10 protein-coding genes are annotated in these 13,565 nt (G+C 49.0%); 4 read left to right on the forward strand and 6 right to left on the reverse strand.

The genetic code is table 11. From position 1 onward, the window contains the following. Nucleotides 1-392 precede the first annotated feature (392 nt). The 5 genes from HMPREF1548_RS07730 to HMPREF1548_RS07750 form a co-directional block, all read right to left on the reverse strand. Nucleotides 393-1,547: a glycoside hydrolase family 88 protein gene (locus HMPREF1548_RS07730; RefSeq protein ID WP_021635384.1), complete on the reverse strand. Its 1,155-nt coding sequence runs from the start codon at nucleotides 1,545-1,547 to the stop codon at nucleotides 393-395. 74 nt (nucleotides 1,548-1,621) lie between these two features. Next, nucleotides 1,622-3,715 (reverse strand): beta-galactosidase, encoded by a 2,094-nt coding sequence (locus HMPREF1548_RS07735; RefSeq protein WP_021635385.1) that lies wholly within the window; start codon nucleotides 3,713-3,715, stop codon nucleotides 1,622-1,624. Between the two features lie 375 nt (nucleotides 3,716-4,090). Then, a complete protein-coding gene (locus HMPREF1548_RS07740) occupies nucleotides 4,091-5,386 on the reverse strand; it encodes an MFS transporter (RefSeq protein ID WP_035321547.1) in 1,296 nt (431 codons plus the stop codon). Nucleotides 5,387-5,579: 193 nt separating this feature from the next. Then, entirely contained in the window at nucleotides 5,580-7,385 is a 1,806-nt protein-coding gene (locus HMPREF1548_RS07745; RefSeq protein ID WP_021635387.1) for an ABC transporter ATP-binding protein, read from the reverse strand. Next, nucleotides 7,375-9,258 (reverse strand): ABC transporter ATP-binding protein, encoded by a 1,884-nt coding sequence (locus tag HMPREF1548_RS07750; RefSeq protein WP_021635388.1) that lies wholly within the window; start codon nucleotides 9,256-9,258, stop codon nucleotides 7,375-7,377. Before HMPREF1548_RS07750 ends, HMPREF1548_RS07745 begins: the two co-directional genes overlap by 11 nt. Before the next feature lie 171 nt (nucleotides 9,259-9,429). Between HMPREF1548_RS07750 and HMPREF1548_RS07755 the strand changes: the two genes are divergently transcribed. The 4 genes from HMPREF1548_RS07755 to HMPREF1548_RS07770 all read left to right on the forward strand — a co-directional run bounded on the left by HMPREF1548_RS07755 (nucleotide 9,430) and on the right by HMPREF1548_RS07770 (nucleotide 12,469). Continuing rightward, nucleotides 9,430-10,188, forward strand: a complete 759-nt coding sequence (locus HMPREF1548_RS07755; protein ID WP_021635389.1) for a LytR/AlgR family response regulator transcription factor — start codon at nucleotides 9,430-9,432, stop codon at nucleotides 10,186-10,188. A gap of 41 nt (nucleotides 10,189-10,229) precedes the next feature. Beyond that, nucleotides 10,230-10,946 (forward strand): sensor histidine kinase, encoded by a 717-nt coding sequence (locus tag HMPREF1548_RS07760; RefSeq protein ID WP_021635390.1) that lies wholly within the window; start codon nucleotides 10,230-10,232, stop codon nucleotides 10,944-10,946. An 89-nt stretch (nucleotides 10,947-11,035) separates the two neighbouring features. Continuing rightward, on the forward strand, nucleotides 11,036-11,569 hold the full coding sequence (locus HMPREF1548_RS07765) for a GNAT family N-acetyltransferase (protein ID WP_021635391.1): 534 nt from the start codon (nucleotides 11,036-11,038) through the stop codon (nucleotides 11,567-11,569). A 291-nt stretch (nucleotides 11,570-11,860) separates the two neighbouring features. Continuing rightward, complete coding sequence (locus HMPREF1548_RS07770) at nucleotides 11,861-12,469, forward strand: CPBP family intramembrane glutamic endopeptidase (RefSeq protein ID WP_021635392.1); 609 nt, start codon at nucleotides 11,861-11,863, stop codon at nucleotides 12,467-12,469. Between the two features lie 74 nt (nucleotides 12,470-12,543). On the opposite strand, the gene HMPREF1548_RS07775 is transcribed toward HMPREF1548_RS07770, so the two are convergent. Next, nucleotides 12,544-13,491, reverse strand: coding sequence for a hypothetical protein (locus tag HMPREF1548_RS07775; protein ID WP_021635393.1), 948 nt, complete (start codon nucleotides 13,489-13,491; stop codon nucleotides 12,544-12,546). Nucleotides 13,492-13,565 lie beyond the last annotated feature (74 nt).

Consider the following 13,565-nt stretch of genomic DNA (forward strand, 5'->3'; position numbering starts at 1 on the left):
AAAAAAAAAAAAAAAAAAAAAAGCACTATTTTTGTGCATTCAGTATAATTTTCCATTTTTATCATTGTTTTACGCAACCTATTTTTGTGTATTTTTTATTATTGATTTTTATTTAAGTTCAATATTAATCTATATACAGTTCATATTCAGAAACCGCTTTCACCGGTTTAGTTACAAATATAATTATTTATTACACCAGGTTATCAACGACATATTAAATGAAATCATTTGAATACAATACAAAAAACCGGCATTCCAAAATTTGAATTACCGGTTTTTCTCTATCATTTTGAGTTCTTTCTATTTTTTTATGTAATGTTCTTTATACTTTTACAAACTACATTTTTTAAGTTTAGCATTTACAAACCTATGCTCTTATAAACCTATTTTCTTTACCAGTACTGCTCCCAGTCCTTCGCCAACCTGGTCAGAGCCTCCATGTAGAAATAGTCTCCCCAGGAATTGCATTCATCCACGCCGCAGTGATTGCAGGTATTGTAGGGTGAATGATTGGAGTAGGTGCTGTGAAGCACCAGGCCGTTGGAGCTTTCATGATCCTTCACGGCATAATTGTCATATATCGACTTCATAATCTCAGATGCCTTCCGGCTGTAAAAAGCGGCATCCTCCTCAGGCAGATATTTAGCCATTTCCAGCATACCGCAGGCTGCAATAACAGCTGCCGAGGAATCTCTGGGCTGATCGGAGCCGTCTGTAAATTCAAAATCCCAGTAAGGCACCAGATCCTCCGGCAGATGTGACAGGAAGTACTCCGTCACAGTGCGGAAGGCATCAATATATTTCTCTTCTTTGGTATAACGGTAGCCCAGCGCCGTTCCGTATACGCCCCAGGCCTGTCCCCTCGCCCACGCGGAGCCGTCGCGGTAGCCCTGGCAGGTAGCGCCATGATCCGGTTCCCCGGTTTCCATATTGAAGAAGAAGGTATGCCAGGTAGAGCCATCCTCACGGATTACATTGGCAAGGGCGGTATGGATATGCTTCTCGGCAATGTCCCTGTATTTGCTGTCCCCTGTTTCCTCCGACGCCCAGTAAAGAAGGGGCAGGTTCAGCAGGCAGTCGATGATCAGACGGTAGTTTTCAGGCGCGTTCATGGCTCCCCAGGCCTGAATGAATTCCCCTTTTTCATGGAAACGGCTGATGAGCTGGTCTGCCGCCTTGACCGCCGCTTCTTTTCCCAGTTCATTTCCCGTCAGCTTCCAGGCCGCCACGCAGGAGGGTGTATAAAGGAAGCCCATGTCATGATGATCCACACAAATCTTATTATCAATGCGGTGAAGGAAGTCCTTCACCTGAACCTCCGCTGCCTCGCGGAATGCCTCATTCCCCGTATGCTCATAGGCAAGCCAGATTTCACCTGTCCAGAAGCCGTCAGTCCAGTCGTTATTTTCAACCGGTTCATAAAAATTGTCCACACTGTAGGCATTCTGGAATTTATCCGTAAACTCCGGCAGATATTTCAGGATCTGTGCTGCTGAAAAGTCCAACGCCTGCTTAACCTCTTCTTTGCTTATTTCCTGATATTCCATATTCTGCTCCCTTCTGCGCTGAAAGCGCCCATTAAAATACTGTTACATTTTTACGCCCGGAGCCGGCAGGCCCCTTAATAATGTATCGGTTCGATATCCTCAGGAACCCTGTCCCACGCAGCCTGTTCTCCGGCAGCCACCCGGTACATTCCTTTGTGGCATTCCCGCATGGCCTGTGTCATATCCGCATATTCCTGCATGCATACGTCTACCAGGCCGATCTGATAGTTTTCCCCGTCAAAACGGCCCAGGCAGCTCTGATCGTTGAGCTGGAAATAATGGGCTCCCAGGAAATACGGATTTGTCAGTCCCTGCTCCACATAATATCTGTAAGCGCAGCCTCTCTCCTTCTGTGTAGTAACACCGCGGATACCATGGGCTGTCAGCCCTTTATCCAGCGCCCCCTGATGGAATTCTCCCACCATAACCGGCTTATCCAGCCAGCCTGACACCTGCTCCACAGGCTCCAGCGGGGTAATCTGATAGCTGTTGATGGAAAACACGTCAAAATTCTCCGAACCGCATAGCAGGCTTTTATCCGTAATATATGCATAACGCATTCCCAGATTAAGATGGTTCTTGTCCACCTTGCGAAGCTCCCTGGCCGGAATCTCCACATATCTGGTTATCATCTCTTCAGAAAATGCCTGCAGATCCGCTGCCGCCCGTTCTGAGAGCGAAGCCGCCTTATAGATTCCCTTTTTCAGTTTCTCAAAGCTGTCCAGTTCCAGCCCCCATGCCTCATTAAAGGTGGAAACCTCCCCATAACGGCGCTCCAAACGTTCCACAAAAACATCCTTGCTCACTGTCTGCGCCGGATTGGCAAGCATTTCCTCCGCGATATTCAATCCGTAAACGAAAGCCCAGGCAGGCTCATTTCTCATAAAATATCCGATCAGATACGGATCCTGTGCAAAGGCCTCCAGCCCTTTCGCATATCTGGCTGCCGATTCCTCATAGGCAGGTGAAAAGACATCCGGGAAATCCCGGAAAATAGCTTCCGGCGTATGCGGGAACCCCTCTTCGCAGAAAGCATCCATAGGGATTACATAAGGCATGCGTGCAAAACGGATAAACTCTCTGTCGGACCAGTTTCCAATGGTATTGACCCCCCAGGAAAGCAGATAATGCTTTACAATCTTCATCCAGCTTTCCTTCCAGCCCTCACCGAAGGCCGCCTTCAGATTCTCCGTTCCGAAATTAAAGAAATCCTTTTTATCATGGGACATGGCAATCGTTCCAGGCCTGTATTCTGCGATTTCTTTGCAGCCCTTTGCAGCCTGTTCCCCAATGAAATCCCGCACCGGCCCCACCCGGGTTTCCACACCGGGATTAATACAGTCCAGCCCTGAAGAGAGGAAAGCATTTCCTTGCGGATCTACCAGCCAGAATCTGCCGTTTTCCCTTTCCGTATGGAACCATCCCGTCTTTTGGAAGGTCTTTCCCTTCCAGCCGCCGAATTCGTCCCAGTCCGGGAACGGAAAATGATCCCCACTGGTTTCCGCCTCCTCCAGCAATGCCCGAAGCCGCCTTGTGCATTCCTCCCGGCCGGACAGCTTTCCCTCCCAGTCCTTCTGCGTCCACTGCCCCAGCTCGTCAATCAGCTGCTTCTTCTGCAGGCTGCAGTCAGGAAAGGTATCTGTGAAAAAGCATTCATCCGCAGCGAAATGGAAGGCCTCAAATCCGGGCGCCGTCTGCAGCCGGATCTGTCCGATATCGCACAGCCTTACCGGCTTCCCGAAAATGCTCATCTTCAGGCGCCCCGGCGTACGCTCCGGAAATATCACCTGGCTGTCCAGTATCCGGAAATCAAAGGGCACCATCGTTTCCACCTGAGGAAGCAGCCCGAAAATAATGCGCATCTGAGGCTCCTGAGCCGGCAGTTGATGCCCCTCTTCCGCCGGATTCTCATAAAAAGAAAGCTGGAAGCACATGGAATGCTCTTCACATACCTCCGGCTTCAGGCAGAGATACGCAAAGTCCTCCAACCGGACAGACCTGTCCTCCGCTCTGGAATACAACAGATAATCAAGCCCCTCCTCCGGGCAGGTAAAACAGGCTCTTCCATCCTCCTGCCAGTCCATGCTTCCCCTGTACAGCCTGGACTGGTTCCATTCCAGTGTATGCCGGATTTCCCCTTCTCCGGCGTTCCTGCTGTCATAATTCATGATTTGACCCCCTTATCAGAGTTTAAAGTGAAATCGGTTTCACCCTCATTATAAAAGCAGGAAAACAGGATGTCAAATAGTAACTGTGAAGTTACTGTTCACTCAGTACTGTGCATTTACTGCACAGTACGTAAGAAAGTGATTCAAGAGTGCATAAATCCCATCGCCGCAGGCGATTTTTAATGGATTTATGCAGTTACTGGTCACGGAGTGAACAGTAACACTGTGAAGAGAAGATACTAATCGAATAACAGCTGCAAAGCTAGTATTCAAAGATACTGAACCGACAGGTTACAGGGCGGCCGCAAGCGGATCCGCGGCAGGAAGCCCGGCCCCTGTGCCACTTTTTCCTTATTTCCTTATATCCTTATTTTCTTATTTCCGTTTCTGCAGTGCAGCACGCAGAGAGGGGAACAGCACCGGCGCTGCCGCCAGGAACGCCATAATTATGTAAGATGCGGTAAGTATATACATACACTGATCAATCGTATATATCTCCGCCACCCTTCCCAGCACATTGCTCCCCAGGGAATCCCCCAGGCTTCCGCATACGGAAAGCAGCGCCAGCTCAAGTCCCTTTTGTTCCTTCCTGATATATCCGATTCTCTCCTTGGGCAGTCCTACGAAGGTACAGGAAATGGACACGCTGCATACCAGGAATACCAGCATGAAAATAAAGGGGGAAGGCGCCTTCACAAGAAAAAGGCCGCCCGCTGCCGTTATCAGCAGAAATATGACATTGAACCTCACCACGTTCACTTTATCCACTATCCGCCCTGCCAGCATATAGGTAGGGGCGCTGACAAGCTCGTCCATGGACATGAGAATCCCCACCTTAGCAGGAGAAAAGAGCAGCACATTGTAGCAGTACATCGGTATGATAAAGCTCCACATAGGCCCTGCCACAAAGGACTGGATGAATACAAGCAGGCAGAAAACCAGTATCCTTTTATTGATTGACTTGAATATCTGCCAGACAGGCAGGCGTTCTTTACTGACCGTTTCGCTGCCTTTCAGCCCCACGGCGGCCCAGACAGAGGAGGCCATCAGCAAAAAACTGCATATATACAGCGCATACTCCCCTTCCCGGAACTGATAGAGCAGGCCGGATATCATGCCGCCTACGCTGGCAAGCAGGGAGGATACGCTCTGTACGGCGCCGTATATCTTCCCATAGCCGCCTCCGTCAGCCATTTCCATCACATAGGAGCCGCTTACCGCCAGGAAAATCCCCCGGAAAATGCCCAGAGCCGCCATCAATATGGTAAAAGCCGCAAGCTCGTCCGCCCTTGCCAGAAGCGCGGATACCACTGCAAGGCCGGCAAGTGAGGAAAGAATGAATTTCTTCGTTCCCAGGATATCGGAAAGATGGCCGATGACAAGCTTGATTACCATCAGGCCTATGGCCACGGCAGACATAGCGCTGCCTATCCTGCCGTAGCTTTGCCCATGATCCGACATTCTCAGCGGAATCACCGTCATCACCACATTGTAGCCGAAAGAAATCAGCCCTGAAATAAGTGTAAACCCAATCAAATACCCCGCTGCAAGCAACGGGGTATTTGACCCTCGCGGCAGTCGCCCAATATCCATGCAAGCATGGCTACTTGGCTCGTTGCTCGCGGGAATAAATTCCCTGTCTATCTTCCTGCCGGTCTTCTTCTCATGCATCCTGCCGCCTCCATCGAACATTTGTTCTATTACCATAATATAGCACATACGTTCTCATTATGCAAGGCTGAAATAAACTGCCTGAGATAAACTTCCGGAATGGAACAGAAATAAACTGTCCGTAAGCAGCATGAATTATCGGGAATGTATTTCCGATTTTAAAATTTTCCTGCAGCCGGCACGTATTTTCCGTTCAGCAGTACCGGCCGGCCTGCGCATTCCACATTTGTGCATACTTGCCGTTTCCGGCCAGCAGCTGGCTGTGAGTGCCCTGCTCCACAATCCTTCCGTCCTCCATCATATAAATGCAGTCGGCATCCCTGGTGGTGGACAGACGGTGGGAAATGAAAACTACCGTTTTATCCGCGGCGATTTCACGCAGCGCCTTATTCAGCTGGTATTCCGCCATAGGGTCCAGGGCGCTGGAGGGTTCATCCATAATGATAAGATCATTTTTCCGGTACAAGGCCCTGGCAATCGCCACCTTCTGGCTCTCGCCGCCGGACAGGTTCACACCGTCCTTTTCAAATTCCGTAGTAAGCGGCGTCTCCGTCTGGTACTTTAATTTTCTGTCGGTGAGGGTAAAACGTGCGTCATACAACGATTTTTCCACCTCATAGGTTTCCTTTTTATCCATGGCACACAGGTCCATCACCACATTCTCCCGAAGCGATGCCGCATAGATTTTATAATCCTGAAAAACTGCGCCGATCTGTGATCGGTAACCGGCTAAATCAAGACTGCGGATATCCTCGCTGTTGCGAGTAATTTCGCCGCTGTCCGGATCATACAGCCGCATAATCAGCTTGATCAATGTTGATTTTCCGGCTCCGTTGTATCCCACCAGCGCGATTTTCTGTCCCCTCCGGATCTCCATGTTAATGTCCTTAAGTACCTGCCCTCCTCCCTGGGAATAGGAAAAATCAACATGTGACAGCCGCAGGCTCTCCCAGGCATCCTTCACGGGAATACTGCCGCTTTTTATCTGCGGGCGGTACTCCAGGAACTTCCTTATTTTTTCTATAAATACACTGTTCAGCCTCATTTTGGGATACATTCCCGCCAGCTGGCTGCAGCAGCTGCTAAGGCTTCTGACCGCATAGAACAGAATGACCATTTCACTGACGGAGACACGCTTTTCCACAGTCATCTTCCACAGAAGCCATGCGGCATACACCCCGTAAACCAGAAACTCTCCTGCGATAAAGTCCTTAAGGAAGCCCAAAAGCCAGAGCCGTCTGCCATATTTCATGCTGGTCTGACGGATATCCCTGCTGCATTCATAAAAATCCTTCAATAATAAATCCTTCACCCTTTCATGCAGCCGCAGTTCTTTTGCGTAATCCAGGAGGTAAAAAACTCTGTGGCTGTAGGCTCTTCTGCGCTCCGCCGGATTTATTTCCAGCCGCAGCCTGGCTTGCAGGGCATAATACAGTTTTCCTGACAACAACGTAATTGCCAGCCCGGCCCCGGCCATCAGAAGCCCTTCCCCGCTGTTGCCGCAGAGGAAAAGGAAGAATATCACAGCCCCCGTCATCCGCCGGAAAAAGGTATAGACATCCTCCAGGAACCGATCTACGCAGCGGTCTGCTTCCGTGGTTGATAAAATAAATTCGTTATAGAAAGCCGGGTTATCATAGCAGGCAAGATCCATCTGCCTGGCCTTTTCATAAATTTCTTCCCTGAGCTTCTGATACAGCAGCGGCTTCAGCTTTACGGAAGACCACTGATTATAAACCGCATCCGTCAGCTGATGGAAAATGAACAGAATAAATATAAGCAACGTTGATACCGCCAGCTTTGAAAAGGGCATCCCTTCCTCCACTGCCCGCAGGTTATAGCCAATCCACCAGGTATGCTCCAGGAAAATAAAGGCTTCCACTTTGATTGAGCCCAATACATGTATGAGGAAATGTCCCGGCGATGCTTTGAGGCAGAACCGGAAAAAATAAAGCTGCCTTTCAAGGGCTTCCTTCATGGTAATTTTTTTATCTTCCACCTTCTGCCGCCTCCTTTCCTCCACTGAGGTGCTCTGTAAAAATACTCCCTCCGGCCCAATCCTCTTCTTCCCAGACCGCCTGGTAATTTCTGGCCTGCATACGGTACAGGGCGGCATATTCCCCGTTTCTGCGCATCAGCTCCAGATGGCTTCCCTCCTCCATCAGATGCCCGCCGCCAAGAAGCAGTATCTGATCCGCATTCTGAACGGAGGAAAGCCTGTGGGATATAAATACGAGCAGCTTATCCTGCTTTGCCCTGCTGATGCTTTGAAACAGCTCATATTCCGCAATCGGGTCAAGGGCGCTGGAGGGTTCGTCAAACACCATAACCGGGGAGTCCTGTACGAACGCTCTTGCTGCAATGATTTTCTGGGCCTGCCCGCCGGACAGCACGGCGCCGTCCTCCGTAAATTCCTTTGTCAGCACTGTATCCAGCCCACAGGTAAGCGCTTCTATTGTATTGTCGGTTCCGGCCAGCTTAAGCGCCTGCCAAATCCTTTCCTCCGGAATTTTTTCCCCCATGCTGACGTTGTCTCTCACAGATCGCGCCAGGATTTTCCCATCCTGAAACGCGGTGGCAAACAGGCGGCGGTAGGAACGCAGGTTGTATTCCCGGATATCCCGGCCATTGACCAGTATCCTGCCCTCCGTCGGGTCATACAGGCGTAAAAGCAGCTTGATCAGCGTAGTTTTCCCGGCGCCGTTATAGCCTGCAATGGCACAGGTTACCCCTGCCTGAATCGTAAAGCTCACCCGCTTGAGCACCGGTCCGCCGGTACGATAGGAAAAGCTCACATTCTGAAATTCAATCCGTTCCACCCTTTCCGGCGCGGGCACGCCGTCCGAATCCTCCGGCATTCCCGGCTCGTATTCCATGAAGGCGCGCAGATTGGCTATGTACATCCCCTGTTTAAAGCTGTCGGTGAGGGAATTGGAATAGCCGATCAGAATCCAGCTGACCGCCACCATAAGGCTGCTCAGTACGGAATATTCCGAAAGCTTCATGGTTCCCGCCACCATTGTCCGGTATGCGCCGTAAAAAATAACTCCCTCAAACATGATGGTAAAAGTAAAATACAGATAACCCCATCCATTTAAAATACTGCGCAGGGCATATTTATCAATAACCTTTGTCATTCCTTCCACAGACTCCCGGTGTTTTTTCTGCATGACATGAAAAATACCGGTAAGGCGGATTTCCTTCGCATAGTCGGACAGGTGGACTACCCGGTTGACATAATCTGCAATCCTTTTGAAAATAGCTGATTCCTCATACATCCGGTAGGAAATACGGTTCAACGCCGCCGCAAACACAAAATTCCCGATAACAGGGCCGAGCACGAATAAAATTGCCCATTTGTCCAAAGAAAACAGCATCACCCAGGACACCGCAACCGCAGCCGTCCCAAACACGATCTGCCAGATATTGTCCACCACCTGCAGCAGTCTTTTATCCGTATCCTCCATAGCCAGAAGATAACGGTTGTAAAATTCACTGTCCTCAAAACAGGCCAGTTCCATATTGCAGACCTTTTCATACAGCCTCCGGTACAGCCCCTGATAGACATCCACGTCAGCCAGCGGCTTCAGACGTTCCTCATACCAGTTTTCAAACAGGCTCAGGAAAAAGAACAGGCCCATCGTCCCTGCCAGGAATCCTAAAATCTCCGGGTAGCTTCTGTTTTCCTCCAGCATGGAAACAAGCTTTTTCAAAAAAAAGCCGCTGAAAAACAGCCAGGAAAAATAGCCTGAAAGACAGACCAGCCCGGAACACAGAACCCGGCCGGGACACAGCTTCATGGCAAGCTTGAGCATATAAAAATTGTTTTTTACCGCTGTTTTTATGTTGTATTTTTTATTTGGGATTTTCAACGGTACATCCTCCTTCGCCGTTTTGTTATATGGTAAGGCTATTATATCTGATTCTTTCCTGCTGCGGATGCAGTTTCCCCGAACAGGGGCACTTTGTCCTTAAACTGTCCTTGCCGGAAGCTGCGCAGATGACCTATAATAAACACAGGAAATCAGAAAGGAGCCATTTTCATGCTTCAGGTAGGACTTTGCGACGATGAACCGGTACTGCTGGATACGCTGGAGGAAAAGGTGCGCAGGTGTTTTTCGGAAAACTTAATTTTTGCTGAAATACAGGCATTTACCGGCGGCCAAAACCTTCTGTATGAAGCGGAGGACGGGAAAAGGTTCGATCTCCTCCTTCTGGATATTGAAATGCCCGGCATGGACGGCCTTGAGCTGGCCTCCCGCCTCAGGCAGCTGCTTCCGGACGCCCTCCTGATCTTCATTACCTCCCATGTGGAATTTGCGCTGGACGCCTATGAGCTGTCCACCTTCCGTTATATACCTAAAAATAATATGGATGGCCGCCTGGAGCACGCGCTTTTGGACGCGGCCGCCGCCATACAGCTTCAGCAGTCCCAGTCCTATATTATCAGCAATCAGAACAGGCTGGAACGCATCCCGCTGAAAAATCTTCTCTATATCCAGCATGTGGAAAAGAATTCCCTGCTTGTCACGGATCTGCCAGCCCCGGAAAATACCGGGAAAAGCGGCGGCGCGGAGCACACGGAATTCAAGGTAAGGAAAACCCTCCAGGAAATCTACGAGGAATTAAATCCTGATGATTTCCTGTTTATCGACAGAGGCTTCATCGTCAATCTCTCCCATGTCATGAGCGTAAAGGCCGGCTGCTGCATCCTCAGGGACGGCACCAGGCTTCCGGTCAGCCAGGCGAGGATGCCCGTGCTGAAAGAGCATCTGCTCAGCTTCTGGAAACAGCACATTTAACGCACGAATCCACAGACACAGCATAAGGACGGCGGAAAAGAATGAAAATGAGAAAAACGGAACTGCTGAAGGAAGCGGAGGAAAAGAACCGGCTTCTGCACCGGCAATATGAAATACTTCAGAAAAATTATGCGGCGAACGCCCAGCTTTTTCACGACATGAACCATCATCTGCAGGTTATCTACCACCTGGCGGAAAAAGGGGAAAGCGAAAAAATCCGGGCTTATATCGCCCATGCGGCGCGCCCGGTACAGGAGCTGTCCGGCTGCGTCTGGACCGGCGTGGATATTGTGGACGCTATTATTAACCAGAAAAAACAGCTGGCCGAGGAAAAAGGATATACAATGGATATCAACGCCCAGCTTCCTTACAATACAGGAATCGCTTCCGACGATTTCTGCACCATCCTCTCCAATCTGCTGGACAACTGTCTGGAAGCCATGGACCGGAAACGCAGACAGCGCGGGGAACAGCCTCCGGAGGGCGCAATTCAGCTCACCCTGAGGCGGATCAATCATTTTATCCTGATTCAGGCCAGCAATCCCTGTCCCGATATCCTGATAAAAAGAAAGGGCTTTTTTCCTACTTCCAAGAAAAATAAGCTTTTACATGGCTGGGGGCTGAAAAGTGTGGAGACGGCTATCCGAAAATACGAAGGGACTTTTCATTGCGAGGTATCGGAAGGAAGGTTTACGGCATCAGCCATGCTGTTTTTTCCGGAAGCGAATGGAAAAGCTGAGAGCCTTATGAAAAAATAAGGTAACTGTTCAGCTGGCCAGGTTTTCCCTGCAAGCCGGGAAAGGCAGGGCTGCTGTTGTTTTATAGTTGCATTTGCGGAGGTGTCATTATGGTAAACCCCAAATTTTTAATAGAAACAAAACGTCTTATCATCAGAGAAATGCAGCAATCCGATTATGATGCATTGTGCAGGATATTATGTGATGAAGAGGTGATGAGTGCTGCTTATGAAAGTGCATTCAGCCCGGAGGAAGCACAAAATTGGTTGAACAGACATTTAAAAAGATATGAAGATTATGGTTTTGGGCTTTGGGCTGTTGTATTAAAAGGAACAAATGAGATGATTGGGCAGTGCGGCCTGACACTACAGCCCTGGAAAGGCAAAGAACTTCTGGAAATTGGGTATTTGTTTCAGAAGGCGTACTGGCATAAAGGTTATGCAACCGAAGCGGCAATCGCGTGCAGGGAATATGCGTTCACAGTCCTTAATGCAGACAGCGTCTGCTCTATGATTCGGGACACACATATAGCTTCTCAAAATGTCGCTGTCCGGAATGGGATGAAAATTATTGATAAAACTACTAAGAATTTCAGGAATACAGAAATGGAATTTTTCCTGTATTCTGTAGATCGGGCAAAATGACTTTAATATTTTGAATGTTCCCAATGATGCGGCAATCAATGGAAATTATAAAGAAATATGCTAAGATGGTACAGATTACTATAAAATGAAACCATAATAATCAATACTACCATCTTAGCTTTTACGGCCAAAGTTCTTTACAATTAATAAAAAATAAGTTTGACAGAAGCGGCACATTGATACATTGTATTATTATACTAATACAATATATCAATGTGCCACTGTTTCTGTACCTGTGTTTCTATCCTTGTGTTTTTATTTCCAGGCAACGGTATTAAAGGAGGTTTTTCCATGAAGCTTTTATCCATGCTGTCCGAGGTTATTTTCCAGGTCATTATTTTTTCTCTCCTTCCCTTCCTCTGGTGGTTTTTCACGGCCCGCAGAAAGGAGAGCTTCTTTTCATGGATTGGGTTAAAGGCAGTCAAAGGAAGCTGGCCGAAGGTTATCGGCGGCATCCTCTTCTTTTTCCTTCTCTGCCTGGTTTCACAGCTTTGGTGGATCCCTCACCTGCTGCCTGCCGGGGCAACAGTACAAAGCTCCTATGCCGGAATGGGGTGGAGCGCATTTCCCTCCGCTTTTCTTTTCGGAATCATCCAGACCGGGCTCTCCGAGGAAATTCTCTTCCGCGGCTTCCTTGCCAAAAGGCTCATCAGCCGCTTCGGCTTTGCCACGGGCAATCTGCTGCAGGGACTGGTATTCGGCATCCTGCACGGAGCTATGTTTTTTCTGGTGACCACACCGCTGAAAGCGCTCATAATTACGCTGATTACTGGCTTCAGCGGCTGGCTTCTCGGATGGATGGCAGAAAAAGCAGCAGGCGGCTCTATCCTTCCCGGATGGATGGTTCACGGAGTCGGGAATCTGCTGCTCTCTATGGCAGAGGCATTCGGATTACTGTGACAGACAGGGCGGCAAAGTGATATATACATATTTCCCATGCATCACTTTGCCGCCCTGTACCGCCTGTTTATATGTTATCTGCCCTGTCCCGTTTCCAGGCGGCCGAAGTTTTTCAGCAGCACAAGCTTGTCCACTGCGGCGGCCGCCTTCCACCAGTTTTCACTGATGGCAAATTCCTTCGCATATTTTTCATTGTTATCAAACCAGGTCCATGTAATTCCCCAGACACCGTTCTTCGGCAGGGTCTGCTCCAGGTAGTCCAGCTCCTTTTCAACGATTTCTTTGTTATCCTCATAGCAGGCGCTCTGCGGCCCGATGATGTAGTTGGAGGGGCGGACACCGTAGTAAGCCCATTTGGAGACATCTGTTTCTATGGAATTTTTCACCAGGATTTTTATTTTTTCCCAAAGGGCATCGTAATCATAGTCTCCATACTTAAGCTCCTTCAGCGTTTCAACCATCCCCATAAATCCGGCGATGCCCATATCCCCGAAATTCTCACAGTCCTGAAAGCCGGTAAGCAGCTGATTTGTTATTTTTTCCGTCTTCCTGTACAGTTCGGATCCGGGATCCATATATTTCAGGATAAACGTCGCAATGTCGCAGGTGGGGCCGATGCTTTCCACAAGATTCCTCTCTTCATCATACTGCCACCAGGGCGCATGGGGGAAATTATCATTTGTGGGAATGCAGAAGCGCCAGCCGTAATCCATCAGATCCTTTTCGCTGTACAGATACCTGAAAATTCCCTGGCAGACGGGGTGTTCCATATCCGTAAAACCTATATTCCTCAATATACGTATCGCCATGGAGGTCTGATAAGGGTTGGAATCAGGGTTCCAGTTATCGGCATCCAGGGCATATCCAAAGCCGCCGTCCTCATTCTGGTACCAGGAAAGGGCATCCGCCACGTCCCGGCGGCTCCCGTTTTCAAAAAAATAATTCCAGAGACTCAGCTCCACCTCCCTGGCATTTCTGTGCATCCAGTACTTAATTTCCGTCAGTTTATTCAATGCTATCAAAGGGGTATCCTCCTGCTTTTTTCAGCTATTATACCATGGACATCGCGGCAGGTATTGTAAATTTACGACATGTC

The sequence above is a fragment of the Clostridium sp. KLE 1755 genome (assembly GCF_000466465.2).
Lineage (GTDB): Bacteria > Bacillota > Clostridia > Lachnospirales > Lachnospiraceae > Eisenbergiella > Eisenbergiella porci.

Coding starts and splice junctions, on each gene's coding strand:
- HMPREF1548_RS07730 (WP_021635384.1), bottom strand. CDS start 1,547: ATGGAATATCAGGAAATAAGCAAAGAAGAGGTTAAGCAGGCGTTGGAC.
- HMPREF1548_RS07770 (WP_021635392.1), top strand. CDS start 11,861: ATGAAGCTTTTATCCATGCTGTCCGAGGTTATTTTCCAGGTCATTATT.
- HMPREF1548_RS07755 (WP_021635389.1), top strand. CDS start 9,430: ATGCTTCAGGTAGGACTTTGCGACGATGAACCGGTACTGCTGGATACG.
- HMPREF1548_RS07765 (WP_021635391.1), top strand. CDS start 11,036: ATGGTAAACCCCAAATTTTTAATAGAAACAAAACGTCTTATCATCAGA.
- HMPREF1548_RS07740 (WP_035321547.1), bottom strand. CDS start 5,386: ATGCATGAGAAGAAGACCGGCAGGAAGATAGACAGGGAATTTATTCCC.
- HMPREF1548_RS07760 (WP_021635390.1), top strand. CDS start 10,230: ATGAAAATGAGAAAAACGGAACTGCTGAAGGAAGCGGAGGAAAAGAAC.
- HMPREF1548_RS07735 (WP_021635385.1), bottom strand. CDS start 3,715: ATGAATTATGACAGCAGGAACGCCGGAGAAGGGGAAATCCGGCATACA.